At 55.1% G+C, this 15,807-nt stretch carries 13 protein-coding genes; 11 read left to right on the top strand and 2 right to left on the bottom strand.

What is annotated here, in order from left to right; all coding sequences use genetic code 11:
- Nucleotides 1–6 precede the first annotated feature (6 nt).
- From tolR to AC4EYZ_RS24915, 6 genes are all read left to right on the top strand, one after another.
- Nucleotides 7–444: a protein TolR gene (tolR, locus tag AC4EYZ_RS24940; protein WP_022523488.1), complete on the top strand. Its 438-nt coding sequence runs from the start codon at nt 7–9 to the stop codon at nt 442–444.
- A 16-nt stretch (nt 445–460) separates the two neighbouring features.
- Nucleotides 461–1,579, top strand: coding sequence for a cell envelope integrity protein TolA (gene tolA, locus AC4EYZ_RS24935; protein WP_490204064.1), 1,119 nt, complete (start codon nt 461–463; stop codon nt 1,577–1,579).
- Nucleotides 1,579–2,871 carry a Tol-Pal system beta propeller repeat protein TolB gene (tolB, locus tag AC4EYZ_RS24930; protein ID WP_035537371.1) on the top strand — a complete coding sequence of 431 codons (1,293 nt, stop codon included), beginning with the start codon at nt 1,579–1,581 and terminating at the stop codon, nt 2,869–2,871. Before tolA ends, tolB begins: the two co-directional genes overlap by 1 nt.
- 40 nt (nt 2,872–2,911) lie before the next feature.
- Nucleotides 2,912–3,451 (top strand): peptidoglycan-associated lipoprotein Pal, encoded by a 540-nt coding sequence (gene pal, locus AC4EYZ_RS24925; protein ID WP_009286695.1) that lies wholly within the window; start codon nt 2,912–2,914, stop codon nt 3,449–3,451.
- Nucleotides 3,452–3,531: 80 nt separating this feature from the next.
- On the top strand, nt 3,532–4,326 hold the full coding sequence (gene ybgF / locus AC4EYZ_RS24920; RefSeq protein WP_022523484.1) for a tol-pal system protein YbgF: 795 nt from the start codon (nt 3,532–3,534) through the stop codon (nt 4,324–4,326).
- A gap of 24 nt (nt 4,327–4,350) precedes the next feature.
- Nucleotides 4,351–5,112 carry a YciK family oxidoreductase gene (locus AC4EYZ_RS24915; RefSeq protein ID WP_022523483.1) on the top strand — a complete coding sequence of 254 codons (762 nt, stop codon included), beginning with the start codon at nt 4,351–4,353 and terminating at the stop codon, nt 5,110–5,112.
- A 64-nt stretch (nt 5,113–5,176) separates the two neighbouring features.
- On the opposite strand, the gene AC4EYZ_RS24910 is transcribed toward AC4EYZ_RS24915, so the two are convergent.
- Both AC4EYZ_RS24910 and ubiG read right to left on the bottom strand, forming a co-directional pair.
- Complete coding sequence (locus AC4EYZ_RS24910; RefSeq protein ID WP_022523482.1) at nt 5,177–5,845, bottom strand: HAD-IA family hydrolase; 669 nt, start codon at nt 5,843–5,845, stop codon at nt 5,177–5,179.
- Nucleotides 5,846–6,589 carry a bifunctional 2-polyprenyl-6-hydroxyphenol methylase/3-demethylubiquinol 3-O-methyltransferase UbiG gene (gene ubiG / locus AC4EYZ_RS24905; protein WP_022523481.1) on the bottom strand — a complete coding sequence of 248 codons (744 nt, stop codon included), beginning with the start codon at nt 6,587–6,589 and terminating at the stop codon, nt 5,846–5,848.
- 171 nt (nt 6,590–6,760) lie between these two features.
- On the opposite strand from ubiG, the gene galU reads away from it, so the two are divergent.
- The 5 genes from galU to tamB all read left to right on the top strand — a co-directional run bounded on the left by galU (nt 6,761) and on the right by tamB (nt 15,798).
- Nucleotides 6,761–7,651 (top strand): UTP--glucose-1-phosphate uridylyltransferase GalU, encoded by an 891-nt coding sequence (galU, locus tag AC4EYZ_RS24900; protein WP_022523480.1) that lies wholly within the window; start codon nt 6,761–6,763, stop codon nt 7,649–7,651.
- 3 nt (nt 7,652–7,654) lie between these two features.
- Nucleotides 7,655–8,947, top strand: coding sequence for a nucleotide sugar dehydrogenase (locus AC4EYZ_RS24895; protein ID WP_022523479.1), 1,293 nt, complete (start codon nt 7,655–7,657; stop codon nt 8,945–8,947).
- A gap of 9 nt (nt 8,948–8,956) precedes the next feature.
- Nucleotides 8,957–9,778, top strand: a complete 822-nt coding sequence (locus AC4EYZ_RS24890) for a hypothetical protein (protein ID WP_474191915.1) — start codon at nt 8,957–8,959, stop codon at nt 9,776–9,778.
- Nucleotides 9,779–9,882: 104 nt separating this feature from the next.
- Complete coding sequence (gene tamA, locus AC4EYZ_RS24885; RefSeq protein WP_490204063.1) at nt 9,883–11,736, top strand: autotransporter assembly complex protein TamA; 1,854 nt, start codon at nt 9,883–9,885, stop codon at nt 11,734–11,736.
- Between the two features lie 9 nt (nt 11,737–11,745).
- Nucleotides 11,746–15,798, top strand: coding sequence for an autotransporter assembly complex protein TamB (gene tamB, locus AC4EYZ_RS24880; RefSeq protein ID WP_490204062.1), 4,053 nt, complete (start codon nt 11,746–11,748; stop codon nt 15,796–15,798).
- Nucleotides 15,799–15,807 lie beyond the last annotated feature (9 nt).

Here is a 15,807-nt window from a genome sequence, read left to right as displayed (position 1 = left end):
AGAGCCATGCAAGGACCATTCAATCGTAGCGGCAAAAGCAAGCCAATGGCGGAGATTAACGTCGTCCCTTTCATTGACATCATGCTGGTACTGCTGGTGGTCTTTATGATCACCGCGCCCATGTTGACCCAGGGCGTACAAGTTGAGTTGCCGCAAGTCACCTCTCAGCCCATTGATATCCAGGAGGATAATGATCCGATCATTATCTCGGTTGATAGCGACGGTGGGTACTTCATCACGCTTGGGGAAGACTCCACGTCGGTGTCGCTGGATGAGATGTCCTCACGAGTGACAACGATTATAGAGCGTCGCCCAGGCACACCGGTAATGGTACGCGGCGACCGTAATGTGGCCTACGGTCAGATTGTCGTCTTGATGAGCACTCTGCAAGGCGCTGGCGTGGCTAATGTGGGGCTGCTATCTGAGCCGTCAAAAGATGGGTAAGGGCAAGGCGCAGCACATGGCACTGAAATCCCCGCGCGATCCTCAAGACGTCGGCTATAAGTGGTCGACTGTTCTGGCGATAGGTGTGCACGTAGCGATTGTAGCGTTTAGCTTGATCAGCCTGCCTAATCGAGACGCAGAACCTGACAGCTCCTCGATCGTACAGGCAACGCTGGTAAGCACCGAAACCTTTACCGACCAGGCGCAGCAAGCAACGGAAGAGCAGGCGGCGATGAATGCGCCTGCTGAAGCCCCCACCGAGCCTGATGCGCCGGAAGAGCCTTCAGCTAGTGAACAGCAGGCCGCAGCCGAGCAGCAAGCCGCCGAAGAGGCCGCCCAGCAGGCGGCGGAAGCGGAAGCACAAGCGTTAGAAGAGGCGCGTGCGGCCGCTGAAGCTGAGGCTCAGCGCAGAGCTGAAGAAGCGGCTGAGCAGGCCGAACAGCAGGCTGCTGAAGCGGCTGAACGTGAAGCCGAAGCGGAAGCTGCCGCAAAGCGCCAGCGTGAAGTGGAAGAGGCACAACGCCAGCAGGAAGCCGCCGAGCAGCAGCGCCGTGAAGCGGAAGAAGCCGAGCGTCAGCGCGAAGCTGAAGAGCAGCAGCGCCGTGAAGCGGAGGAGGCTGAACGCCAACGCGAAGCTGAAGAACAGCGATTGCGTGAGCAAGAGAAGGCTCAGCGAGAGCGAGAGGCCGAAGCACAGCGTCAGCGTGAAGCTGAAGAGCAGCAGCGTCGTGAAGCAGAAGCTGAGCGCCAACGCCAAGCCGCAGAAGCTGCCGAGGCGGCTATGCAGCGCCAACTGGACGGTGAGGCCGAAGCAGCTGCCAATGCCCAGCAGGCTGAGCAGGCTGCAAATAATTTCAGCAACATAATGAAACGAGCTATTGAACAAGCCTGGATAATTCCTGGTGGATCAAGTGATAGTATGCGGGCTTCTGTCAATGTGCGTCTGGGGCCTTCGGGGGAGGTATTATTAGTAAACGTAACATCATCGAGTGGCGATAGTGCCTTTGATCAATCCATTATTCAGGCGGTTGAGCAAGCGGCACCGTTTTCTGAGCTACTACAATTATCAGAAGATCAACAGCGTGAAATCCGACGCAATATCACTTTGAACTTTTCCCCAGGGGGAGTCCGTTGATGCAAACTCAAGTGTTAAAGAAATTTTGGTTATTGTGCTTGCTGTTCACTTTTAGCAGTGTGGCAAGTGCTAACTTAACCATTGAGATCACGCGGGGCAGCGATCAAGCGCTGCCGATTGGTGTCGTGCCGTTTGCCGGTTCAGACGGCCTGCCCGAAGATGTAGCACAGATTGTTCAAGATGACCTTGAACGCAGTGGCTATTTTGCCCCCTTGGCGCGCAGCGCTATGTTTGAGCAGCCTAGCCAATCTGACGATGTGCAGTTCGGTACCTGGCGTTCGCTGGACGTGCGCTATCTGGTCGTCGGCCAGGCAGAACAAACTGACGGTGGCTTTGAACTACAGTTTGAACTGATGGATATCAGTGGTCAGCGTCGAATGATCGGTGAAACCGTGACAGTGAGGGGTAATGACCTGCGCGGTGCAGCACACTATATCAGCGATCAAATTTTTGAAGAGATTACTGATATCCGCGGCGCGTTCTCCACCAAAATTGCTTATGTCACGGCCCAAGGTATCGGTGACGATATGCAGTTTGGTCTGTACGTTGCAGACGCCGATGGCCGCCGTAGTGAGCAGGTATTGACCTCTGATGAACCGATCATGTCACCGGCGTGGTCGCCCGACGGCACCAAGCTCGCCTATGTCTCCTTTGAGACTGAGCGTCCGGCGATCTATATCCAGGATGTGGCGACGGGCCAGCGCGTGCAGGCGACCTCCTTCGATGGCATTAACGGCGCGCCAGCATGGTCACCGGATGGGCGGCGTATCGCCATGTCACTGTCTAAAGATGGCCAGCCTGAAATTTACATTATGGATGTTGCCAACCGTTCAGTAGAACGCATTACCAATAACAACAGTATTGATACGGAGCCCGCTTGGGCGCCGGATGGACGCAGCCTGTTGTTTACCTCTGATCGTAGCGGCGGCCCCCAGCTCTATCAATATACACTGGGTGGCGGAGAGGCCCAGCGCCTGACATTTACCGGTAATTATAATGCGCGTGGCCGCTTCTCGCCGGATGGCGAGCAAATATTCTTGATCCATCGCTCTAGCCGTGGTTATCAAGTAGCAAGGCAAGACCTAAGCGGTGACCGCTTAGTGGTATTGAGTGAATCAACAAGAGATGAATCTCCTAGTGTTGCGCCGAACGGGACCATGGTAATCTTCGCTACCCAGCAGGGTAACAGTGGGGTACTAAGTGCTGTTTCTGCCGATGGTCGCTCTTCATTCAGGCTGCCGTCAGCACAAGGCGATGTTCGTGATCCAGCTTGGTCACCCTTCTTAAATTGATTAACATCAAAATTTCAGTTTTCAGGCAAGGAGTCTGATTATGCAACTTAAACCGTTGGCTCGCTCATTAGCAGCAGCGCTATCTATCGTGGTAATCGCTGGCTGTTCCAGCACCGGCGGAACCCAAGACGGTGACTCGTACGGTAGCCAGGATGGCAGCACGACTGGGTCTAGCACCTCGGGTACAGGCACGGGTAGTCAGTATGGTTCCACCTCTGGTTCAGGCGCTGGTCAGCAGGCTGATTCGCGCATCCCAGAAGTACGCACCATCTATTTCGATTACGACCGCGATACAATTAAGAGCGAGTACGAATCCGTGGTAATGGCTCATGCGCGCTATCTGCGTGCTAACCCGAACGCTCAAGTGGTACTCCACGGGCATACTGATGAACGCGGTACCCGTGAATACAACATGGCGCTAGGGGAGCGTCGTGCGAATGCGGTAGAACGCTTCTTGAATATTCAGGGCGTCTCTCCTTCACAAATGAGCGTGGTTAGCTATGGTGAAGAGCGTCCGGCTGTCAATGGCCAAGACGAGAGTGCTTACGCTCAGAACCGCCGTGTTGTATTTAACTACTGAGCATTTAACGATTGAATGCTTAACCACTGATGAATTCGGCGTGCGGCTTATCGCACGCCGTTTACGTCTACGGAGTCATCATGAATCACAGTCTCAAGCGTTACGTTGAGAGGCTGTGCGGTGCGGGAGCCATAGTGCTCCCGCTGTCCGTATTGCCCCTAACGGCCACCGCTCAACAGCCGCTCGTTCAAGATCTTTCCAACTCTTCCAACAGCAGCTTTTACCAGCAAACGCAGCGCCAGGAAGCGTCCAGCGGTAACCTGGTATTGTTTAACCAGGTGCAGGAGCACCAGCAGGAGATCCAGCAGCTGCGTGGTCAAATTGAAGAGTTACGCCACCAGTTGGAACAGCTGCGTCGTCAATCCCAGCAGCAGTATCTCGATATTGAAGACCGCCTGATGAGCAGCGGCCCAACTCAGATTGAGCAGTCAACACCAGCAGTCGAGCCTGAGGCCGCTGAAGAAGTTGTCAACGCGCCTTCGAGCCGCAATGTCAGTGAGGACGCCCAGGCCGATTACCAAGCGGCTTTTGCGCATGTTCAAGCGCGCCGTTTTGATGAGGCGATTGCGGCCTTTGAGGCTTTTGTTAGCGACCATCCTGATACTAGTCTAACGGCTAATGGTCACTACTGGCTGGGCGAGCTATATGCTGCAGAAGGCGAGCTGGATGCCGCCGACCAGGCATTTAGCCGTGTGATCGAGGAGTACAGCGGCAGCAGTAAAGTGCCGGATGCGATCTATAAGCTAGGCTTAGTGAAAGCACGTAAAGGCGAAGCAGAGCGCAGCCGTGAGCTACTCGAGCAAGTGCGCGATGACTACCCGCAAAGCAGTGCCGCGGGCCTTGCCAATGACTTTTTACGCCAATCAGCAAGTTAATATCTTTTGCTTCAAGGAATCAGCATGAGCTGCAAGATCGACTATCAACCAGCGCCCAACCTATTGGAAAATCGCATCGTGTTGGTAACCGGCGCAGGGGACGGGATTGGCCGTGCGGCAGCTTTGAGCTATGCCCAACACGGAGCCACCGTGATTCTATTGGGGCGCACTATTGCCAAGTTAGAGCGCGTTTACGATGAAATCGAAGCGGCCGGTGGCCCCCAGCCAGCGATTTTTCCGCTCAACTTTGAAGGCGCTACGCTAAAAGATTTTCATGATATGGCGGAAACGCTGGATAAAGAGTTTGGCCGTTTGGACGGGGTGTTGCATAACGCTGGGTTGTTGGGTCGCATCACGCCTTTCGAGCAGTATAACCCTGAGCTCTGGCAGCAGGTGATGCAGGTGAATATCAATGGGCCCATCTGGATGACCCAGGCACTATTGCCGCTACTGCAGGCGTCTGACGATGCATCGGTGATATTCACCTCCTCCAGCGTTGGCCGTAAAGGCCGCGCCTATTGGGGAGCGTACTCGGTCTCTAAGTTTGCCACCGAAGGGTTTGTCGAGGTGTTGGCCGACGAATTGGATAACCAGTCCACGGTACGCGTTAATTCACTCAATCCGGGTGCCACACGGACTCAAATGCGGCGTACCGCGTTCCCCGGTGAGGATCCCTTCACACTACGCACCCCGGAAGACATCATGCCTACCTACTTATGGCTTATGGGGCCAGACAGTGCAGGCACCAACGGTCAAAAGCTTGATGCCCAGCCGCCACGGGTATAGCGCTTACTTTTAAACCCCTTATCAGCACGTCGATGCCCGCCGGTACTTACGCTTGAAATTGTCGCTAGCGTCTGAAACCGTTAAGGGCATCGACCAGCGCGTGACACTCTCCAAACCATAAGTCAGCAGGCCACTGTTGATAGTCATCCTCTGCGCTGATATAGCCGTAGCCAACGGCCACGGCCGTCATCCCCGCAGCGACGGCGGCCTCGATATCCCGTGCATGGTCGCCGATGTACCAGCACTGACCCGGCTCAACGCCTAGCCGCCGGGCAGCTTCCCAGAGCGGCTCAGGGGCTGGCTTTTTTACACTCAGGTCATCTGCACATAGTAGGGCGCCCGGCTGAAGCGCCAATGCGTCCAATAACGGTAGCGTATAGCGACGCGGTTTATTGGTCACAATCCCCCAGGGTCGTTGGTTGCCATGCCACTCTTTCAGCCATACATCGAGCGGCGAGAAGACCTGGCTGTGCACCGCGACCGCCTGCTCGTAGGCATCCAGCAAGAACTGGCGTGCTTGAGTATGTCCATCCGCTGTCGCTTCTAACCCTAGCGCCAGCGTCACCAGCGCACTACCGCCGTTAGAGACCTGGCGGCGGATCACTTCAAAGGGAAGTGGCTCTAAGTCGTGGTGAATACGTAGCGCATTGGTTGCGTGGGCTAAATCTGGAGCGGTATCGACCAGGGTGCCGTCTAGATCGAAGAGAATCGCTTGGGGCGCTTGCATCGGCATTTAATCGCTCACCTTACGGCAGTACATCATGTAGTTGACCGAAACATCATGGCTTACCAAACGATAGTGCCGGGTTAGCGGATTGTAGGTAAGCCCCGTCTGCTCACGCACTTCTAAGCCACAGTCGCGAGACCAGGCGGCCATTTCTGAAGGGCGAATAAATTTCGCGTAGTTATGCGTACCCCGGGGGAGCAGTCTAAGCACGTACTCGGCGCCTAGAATGGCAAACGCATAGGACTTGGCGGTGCGATTCAGCGTAGAGAAAAACACATAGCCGCCAGGGCGAACCAGGGCGCTGCAGGCACGAATGACGGAGGCGGGGTCGGGTACGTGCTCAAGCATCTCCATGCAGGTCACTGCATCGTAAAAACCGGGCTTTTGAGCCGCCATGGCTTCCACACTGATGTGCTGATAATCGATCTCGACACCGCGATCTTCCGCGTGCAGCCTAGCCACCGCTAAAGGTGCTTCACCGAGATCAATACCGGTTACTTTAGCCCCGCGGTTGGCCATTGATTCGCTCAAAATGCCGCCGCCACAGCCCACATCCAGCACTTTTTTTCCTGCCAAGCCCGCACGCGCATCAATAAAATCGAGCCGCAAAGGGTTAATCTCGTGGAGTGGTTTAAATTCACCCTGCGGATCCCACCAGCGGCTAGCAAGCGCTTCAAATTTGGCGACTTCTGCTGCATCGACATTGCCTTGATAGTGACCAGCAGTGCTATCCTGTGGTGTCGCTTGCATGTTGTGACTCCCATTGTCGTTACGCATTAAGCGAAGAGTTGACGCTTAGTTACTGGTTATTATCCATTTGCACTGGTTATCGTCCATTGGCGAGGTGGCATCCATCCACGCCTTCAGTATTATGGACATTCTAACCACTCCTGTGTCGGAACGCATGAAAAGGACCTCTTTATGATTCGCAAGGCCGTACTTCCTGTTGCTGGGTTTGGCACCCGCTGCTTACCGGCTTCGAAGGCTATTCCCAAGGAGATGATTACGATTGTCGATAGGCCGGTTATTCAATATGTGGTCGAAGAAGCCATTGCCGCGGGTATTCGTGAGATTGTGCTGGTCACCAGTAGTAATAAAAGCGCTATTGAAAACCACTTTGACACCCACGCCGAGCTAGAAGCCAGCCTGGAAGCGAAAGGTAAACACGAGCTTTTGGCGATGTTGCGCAATTTGGTGCCTGATGATGTCAGCATTATCAGTATTCGTCAGGGTGTACCGCTGGGGTTAGGCCATGCGGTGCTATGCGCTCGCCCGATCATCGGCGACGACGAACCTTTTGCAGTGCTGCTTCCCGATGTGCTGGTCGACAACAGCGCCAACCAAACTACCGACTTGGCCGGCATGTTGGCAGCTTATGACCAACAGCAAACGGCGCAGCTAATGGTGGAAGAGGTGGCTTGGGAGCAAGTTGAGAAGTATGGCATCGTGGCACCCGCTGGCGATGTGCCTGCACCTAACCAATCGGCAGATCTTGTGGGAATGGTGGAAAAGCCAAAGCGCGATGCAGCGCCTTCAAACCTAGCCGTGATTGGTCGCTACGCGCTGCCAGGCCATATTTTCTCCATTTTAGAAGCCACCAAGCCCGGTGCCGGTGGCGAAATTCAGCTCACTGATGCGCTGGAGACCCTGCGCGAACAGTCGGGGGTGCAGGCATACCGTATGCAGGGCACGACATACGATTGTGGCCAGCCGCTGGGTTATCTTGAAGCCACACTTGCCTACGCGCGGCGTCACCCCGAGTTTGGTGAGGGTTTCCAAGCCCTGTTATCACGTTACCAACAAGGAGAGTAACCCATGCGGGTGTTGCTTTACGGTAGCGAATTGAGCGCAGCGACGGCCGCCGCTGCGTTGGCCTGGGTCGGGCATCAGGTGCAGTGGCTGCCGCACGCTGACGCCCCCTGGTCAGCACTTTCCCGAGTGGACTGGCTGCGCAGCGAACCTCAGCTGATGGCTCATCTGGAGCAGGGTTTGGCGGATGGGACACTGGAGGTCATTGAGCAGCTTAAAGAGGCGCGCACGCCTGAAGTGATCTGGCTGGCGTTATCTCCTGCGCAGCGTAGTTCAGCCAGTGCGTTGGTTGAAGACCCGCTATTGGTCGATCAGCAGGGCATAGTGCTTATCAATAATTCAACGTTTCCGGTCGGCGAGACCGAGCGCCTGCATGCACTGATGGGCATGCAGCACACCAGCGTGGCACTCCCAGATACGTTGGAAGAGGGGCGGGCGTGGGAGTCGTTTACCCGCCCCACTAGGCGGCTGCTAGGTTGCGATGATGCCACTGGTGAGCAGGTGACCAGGGAACTATTACGCGCCTTTAATCGCCGCAGCGAAGTATTTCAGTGTATGCCGCGCCGCGCTGCAGAGCTCACCAAGCTGGCAATTAACGGCATGCTGGCTACCCGTATCAGTTATATGAATGAAATTGCTGGCTTGGCTGATACCCTGGGGGTGGATGTTGAACATGTCCGCCAGGGAATGGGCGCTGACTCACGGATCGGGTTTGAGTATCTCTACCCCGGATGTGGGTTTGGCGGGCCGAATTTCTCCCGGGATTTGATGCGCTTGGCCGATGTGCAACTGCAAAGTGGTCGCTATTCAGCACTGCTTGAGCAGGTAATGGATATTAACGAGCAGAAGAAAGAGACCCTGTTTCGCAAACTGTGGGCTCACTTTGCAGGTGAGCTGGCGGGTAAAACCGTGGCGATATGGGGTGCGGCGTTTAAGCCCGGCACAGCGCGTATTGACCACGCCCCGGTATTAACGCTGCTTGAGGCTCTTTGGGCGCAAGGAATTAAAGTTCAGCTCCACGACCCAGCAGCAGTGCCAGCTCTTCATGCCTTGGTGGGCGAACGTGACGACCTGCGCACCTATACGCATGACCCTTACCAAGCCTGTGAGGGGGCCGATGTACTGATGCTGGTGACTGAATGGAAAACGTATTGGAACCCGGACTGGCACCGACTCGGCTCGCTTTTAAACGCTAAGCTCGTACTAGACGGACGCAATATTTACGACCCTGAGTTCGTTGCCAGCTGTGGATTAATGTACCGAGGTATTGGCCGCCGTGCCGACCCGAAGACTCTTTGAGGAAATGTCATGCCAGACGCTACCGCATCCTCTCGTATTGTGCCCGATGTGGATCAAAGCTTGACTGCGCAACACTTGCGTCACCGAAAGGGGCCCACGCTATGGCCACTATGGCTATGTTTGCTACTGATCATTGCGCTTATGGGCGCGGCGGCGGCTGGACTTTGGTATGAACGTGAACGACTGCTGGGTGAGCTGCACCGGGTAAGTGGGGAAGTCTCCAATGTGCACGCTCGGTTGGATTCGGATGACACGAATGTACAAGATACGATAACCTTTGTACAAGCTCAGATGTCGACGCTTTTCCAAGAGCAGGAGCAGCTGTCAGTGTCGTTGGCCGCTACTCGGGAAGAGTTGTACGGTTTTCTCACTTCTAGCGAGGATACTGTCTCTAGTGATTCCATCAATACACTGTTGCAGCAGTTGTCTCAACTTAGAGAGCAAGCCGAACTGCGCGACAGTCAATTAATGGCGGTGAGGGAATCTCTTGACGCCTTGGAACAAACGGGTTCCTCGGGTCGTCAAAATCTTGTTGAGGAAGTCTCCCATCTGGAGCAATTGACCGAACGGCGCATCAATGGCCTGGATAGTCAGCTCAACAGTGTCAGTAGCGCTTGGGAAGAGCAGCTATCAGCACAAAGAGCAGCGTTCGAGGCACGCTTTAATGAGCTGGAAACATCCGTTGCAGAGATAGAAGCGCCCGCAGATCAAGCAGCCCTGGAAGCATTGGAGCAGGAGTGGTCTCAACGGCTGAATTCGCTGGAAAGCGATGTGCGCCAAGTACGCCAGGCGCAGCTTGCTTTCAGTGCCCAGCTAGAGATGTTGCGTTAATAAGGCGCGACGGAAGTATGAGTGTGATTGCTTAATCTTTAACATGCTAATGCGTTGAAATGCTTAGGCGATGAAGCCGCTGATTTAGGTTGGGATAAAAATGTATGGGAAGACAACGGCGATGGACATCAGCCACAAAGCGCACCGTTACTGTTGTGCTACCGCTGTTATGCGTATCACCTAGCGCATGGGCATTAGAAGCGACTGTCACGGGTGTTTCCGATGAGGTCGAAGGCAACATCCAAGCCTACTTACAGAATATCGATGCGGCACAATATACCGAGGTGCGTTTAGAGGGTGAGATCCGCCGACGCACCGAGGAAGCAATGCGTGTTTACGGCTATTACGAACCCGAGATAACCCTTGAGCGCGCCACTGATAAACGTGCGTGGCTGGAAATCGAGCCCGGCCCTCAGGTTGAAATTGAAATTCTGTCAATCAATGTGGAAGGCGAGGCGAGTGAAGACCCACCTTTCCAACAGGCCGTAGAGGACTTTCCCTTGGAAGAAGGGGATGTGTTGCGGCACGCCCCCTGGGATCGATTAAGCAGCCAGTTTTCGGGGCTGGCTATTGAGCGCGGTTACTTTGACTGGGGGTTTACCGATCGACGCATGGAAGTGCGTCCGTATCTGCAAAGTGCGCGCCTGTATATGGATTTTGACAGTGGCCCACGCTACCAATTTGGTGAATCCTCCATTACCGGAAGCCATATTGAGCTTGATCGATTGCGTCGCATGCAGCCCTTCGAACCGGGCGACCCCTATTTGGCGCAGACCCTGGCAGACTATAATCGGTCGCTTGCGGAAACCGGCTGGTTTAGCTCGGTCTCGGTGCGTCCGCGCCTTGAGACCGCCCAAGAGTTGGTTATTTCTCCTCCTGGCGGTGGTGCCCCCTGGTGGAGTGAAGCCACCGCCTCTCAGCCGGAGCGCCCGAGAGTCACCAGTGCTGCTTTGGCCAGCGCGCTAAGTCTTAATAAGCCCAGTGATACCCAATTGCCTATCGATGTCAGTGTTGAACCTGCTGATCGCCATCAGTTTGAAGTGGGTATTGGTTACGCCACCGATGTAGGGCCACGGCTGCGCTTTGGTTGGGATCAACCATGGATTAACCGCTTTGGTCATAGCCTTGATCACGACCTCTATTTATCTGCCCCAGAGCAGCGTTTTACCGGGGTATATAATGTGCCACTGGAAGACCCGCTTCGCGACAGCTATCGGCTTCAGTACGGGGTTCGTAATGTCGATGACAGCGACACCAAGTCGTTAGAAGGCACTGTCGAGCTAGCCCGGCGTTGGGAGTTTGATAACGATTGGGTGCAAACGATCTATTTCCGCACTACTTATGAAGACTTTGAACAGGGCGGCGAAGCGGATCAAGTATGGCTGTTTTATCCAGGTATTCAGTGGTCGCGTACGCGGACACGCCCTCAGCGCTTTCCGTTATGGGGTGATCGCCAGCAGCTCTCGTTAGAGTATTCGGATACCGTTTGGGGTTCGGATGCGACATTCGCTCGTATCACGGGGGATACGGAGTGGATCCGCATGATTGGCAACGATAACCGCTTCTTGGCACGTATTAGCTTAGGCGCCATTGAAACCGATGATTTTGCCAAAATACCGCCATCGCTGCGCTTTTTCGCGGGTGGCGACCGCAGTGTGCGTGGTTACTCCTATGAGAGCTTATCTCCCCGCAACGACGAGAGCCGACTGCGAGGTGGGCAGCAAATGCTCACCTCGACCCTGGAGTATCAGCGTCGCGTGACGGGGGATTGGTGGGGGGCCACGTTTATAGATAACGGCGATGCGTTTGATAACTGGGGGCCTAATGATTTGAAAACGGGCGCCGGGGTCGGGGTACGTTGGGTCTCGCCGGTGGGGCCAATTCGTTTTGACATCGCCCACCCTTTTGACCACGAAGACGATTGGCGTTTGCACTTTTCTATCGGACCGGAATTCTAGGAGAGAGACTTGTCTCAGGTTGAACCAGCTGCGTCTGATAAACGCCGTATGTTGTCTCCAAAGTATCGTGCCTGGCTACTGTTCTGGAGCCTGGTGCGTCTTGTAATCGTGTTGCCTATTTGGCTGTTCGGTATTGTGGCGCTGATTGTCGGGGTGGCGTTATCACCCTGGGGCACTGGGGTGCTGCTCTCGCAGGGGGAGCAGCGTGATTTTTTCTCCTACACGCATCATGAAGGCGGCTTGCTCGACCATTTCCAGCTCGAAGATTTCCAGCTACAGCTAGGCGAAACCCGTATAACCGTGGATGAGTTCGAACTCCAGTGGGCAGATGACTGTGTTCTGTCAGGGCGCCTATGCATCGACACACTGCGTGTGGTGGGCGCCGACATCCAGCTAGGCCCATCCAGTGAGCAAGCGCCACCTCCCGAAGAGGAAGAGAGCCCGCTGACTATTCGTTTTCCTTTCCCCATCGAACTACGTTCTTTGTTGCTGGACGATGTTAACCTCAGGCTTGCCGATGGTACCGAAGTAGCGTGGCGCTCGTTAAGCTCGGCAGCCACCGCTGAAGGAAACACAGTACGCCTCTCGCCAACCCATTTGGAGCAGCCTCGTGTCTATTTGCCACCTTCCCCAGGTGTTCTGCTAACCCAGGGCATTGAAACGCCGCTTTATGCTGAAGCCATCGATGCCGCTATCTTGCTCAACCAACCACCCCAAGAAGCCGTGGCGTCGGTGGAATCTCCAGAGCAGCAGCTTGAAGAACGCGAACGCCTGGAACTACCAGAGATCACGCTACCGGTTGATATCCAGATACCTGAATTCACGCTCAACGATTTTCGATTGGAAGGGGCTACCGAGTACCGCGTCGAGCGACTGCGGCTTGGGCTGTTAACCGAAGGTGATAACGTCGAAGTAACTGAGCTTTCCGTTGTTACCCCGGATGCTGAGGCGGAATTAACCGCGAACGCCACTCTAACCGGCAACTACCCACTCGAAGCTCGCTTGGGCGTCGAACTATTTTTACCTGAGATATACCCTGAGCTAAGTGGCGAAGCTTTAACCTTAACGCTGTCTGGTCCACTGGATGCGCTTGAAGCGCAGTTGGATGCCTCTGGCGCGGTCAATGCGTCCTTGAGGGGGCAAGTCGATGCACTCGCCCCGACGCTGCCGTTTCAACTGCAGCTACAAAGTGACCAAGTTCAGTGGCCGCTGCCTGTCAGCGCAGATGAGAGTAGCAATGAAAGCGTCGATGACAGCACTGAAGAAGAGACAGCCCAAGCCTATATAGTCGATGACCTGGATCTACAGGTCACCGGCAGCCTGAGCGATTATAGTGCTCAATTGGCTCTGGCGGTTGAGGGCCCGAGCCTGCCGCGCACTCAAATTAACGTTACCGGAGAGGGCGATCTCGAGCAGTTTAGCTGGCAACCGCTCACCCTCGCAGTCGACGAAAGCTCCCTGCGCAGCGAAGGGAACATCAGTTGGGTTGCACCGCTACAGGTCAACACCACTATTCGTCTGGATCAGTTTAACCCTGCCCACTTCGTGGATCAGCTTGAGGGTAATTTAAACGGCGACATCGAGCTTACGCTGAGGCAGCAAGAGGATCAGTGGGCAGTTAGCGTACCCAACTTAGCGATTGACGGTGAACTGCGCGACTACCCGCTAACCCTGCAAGCGGCCTTTGATGCTAACAGCAACCTGGAGCTGGAGATTGACGAGTTGCTGTTTACCCAGGGGGAGAATCGCTTAACAGCAGAGGGGCAAATGAGCGAACAGGCCATGTCGTTAAACGCGGACATTGCACTACGCCAGTTGCAAACACTATCGCCAGACTTGGCGGGCACTATCGTCGGTACGCTAGAAGCCAGCGGTAGTTTTAATCAACCGCAATTACTCGCCAATTTACAGGGTGATGGCGTGCGTTTTGGTCAGAATCGTATTGAACGGCTTGTCCTAGATGCTGATGTACAGGGCATTGATGATCCTTCCCTCGACGTACAGCTCGCACTACAAAACGTCAATGCTGGGGGGCAGGCCCTTGCAAACATAGAGGCCAATTTGGCCGGGCGCCTCTCTGAGCATCAGCTTGAACTGACCGCCCAGGGCACAGACAACAGCGTTTTAAGCCGTGCGCTGATTGCCCTGGAAGGCCGCTTTGACCAGCAAGACCAGCTTTACCAAGCCCGCGTAACGCCACTGGAAGTTGATTCTGAGGCGGGGGATATTCGTCTTGAAGCGCCTCTAGACCTGCGCTATGACCTAGCCAATGGTCAGGCGCGCCTATCGCCGTTCTGCCTGCGCCGAGAGCAAGGTGGGCTAGTCTGTTCTGAAGAGGAGATCACTGCCTCTGTGCAACAGGGCAACGCCGTGCTTTCGGTACGTGAAGTGCCAATGGAAATGCTGGAGCCCTTTTTGCCTGAAGAGTGGCAGTTAGAGGGGGATACAACCGCGGATCTTGTTGCCAACTGGCGTCAAGGGGGTGCCCAGTGGCAGGCAGATCTACAAATTCTTAGCGAACTCGCCATTACCGCCGTTAATGATTATGGCCAGCCTGTGCAACTGCCAGAAGTCAGTTTCGACGCTCAGATCGAGGCCAACCAAGCTCAGGCGAATACCAATGTGTCGCTTTCGCTTGCCGAAGCGGGCGATATCAACTTGGACCTAGCGGTTAATGATCCCTTGGGGGCCGGCGCGTTAACTGGCGAGCTGCGTGCAGAAGATGTTTCGCTGCAGCCCTATCGATCCATGTTGGTAGGAATGGAGCGACTGGAGGGCGAATTAACGGGCAACGTCCAAATTACTGGCACCACCGCCGCGCCTGACTTACAAGGCCAGCTTGGACTGCGCGGTATAGGAGTAAGTGGCCCGGATATTCCTGTCGATATTCAGGGTGGCGAACTGGTGGTCTCTTTCGACGGTGAACAGGGGGATATTGACGGCTACTTGGCCGCTGAGCGCGGGCGTTTGGAAATCACCGGTGATGCATATTGGCCAAGCAGTGATGATTGGCGGATTGGCGTCGATCTGAATGCTGTGCAGGAGCCTATCCTGGTCGTTTTGCCCCAGTTTGGACGTCTTGAAGTAGCGCCTGATATCCGTATCCGGGTCACGCCGGAAAGGCTGCAAGTGAGGGGGGATGTGAATTTACCCTGGGCACGGCTTGAAATTGGCGATATGCCCTCATCAGCAGTCACCCCAAGTGGCGATGAAGTGATTATTACCGAGCGCGACGATCGCCAGGCCGAAATTGAGGCTCAGCGAGCGGCTGCCAATGAGGATGATCCAAGTGCCGCGGACGAGCTTGCCGCCACCGGTATGGCCATTGACGTACTGGTGACCTTAACGTTGGGTAGCGATATGCAAATTTCAGCCTACGGCTTGGAATCTGGCTTGGGAGGCGCGCTGGAAATTCGCCAAAGCAGCGGCGCGTTACAGTTATTCGGCGACGTTAATTTGGTCGATGGTCGTTTCCAGGCTTTCGGCCAAGACCTGGTTATCCGCCGCGGTGAACTGCTGTTTAGTGGGCCACCCGGTCTACCTACGCTCGACTTCGAGGCCATTCGCAACCCTGACATTACCGAAGATGACGTTATTGCGGGCTTGCGGGTAACAGGTAGTGCCGAATCTCCGAACGTACTGATCTTTTCTGAACCGGCGATGGATGAATCCCGTGCGCTCTCTTACCTGTTACGGGGTCGCGCACCTGATGCTTCTGGGGGCGGTGTGGATAGCGCACTGACTACCGCGCTGATAGGCATGTCGTTAGGGCGCACCGGTGGGGCGGTTGGTTCCATTGGTGAAGCCTTCGGCATTGATGACTTAACTCTGGACACCACTGGGGCTGGCGATGATAGCCAAGTCGCTGTCAGTGGCCAACTCACCGATGATCTTAGAATTAGTTACGGTGTGGGAATTTTCTCGCCAATTGCCGAACTAACACTACGCTACACGCTGTGGCATAACCTTTATGTACAGGCCGTCTCGGGTACCAACCAAGCGGTGGACTTAATCTACACCTTTACCCGTTCCGGTAATCCTGAAATCATTCAGCAGCAATAAGTGAGGGTG

The sequence above is a fragment of the Vreelandella sp. 162(4c) genome, assembly GCF_058152265.1.
Note: the sequence above shows the minus strand (reverse complement) of the source record. Positions and strands in the feature narration are given on the sequence as shown.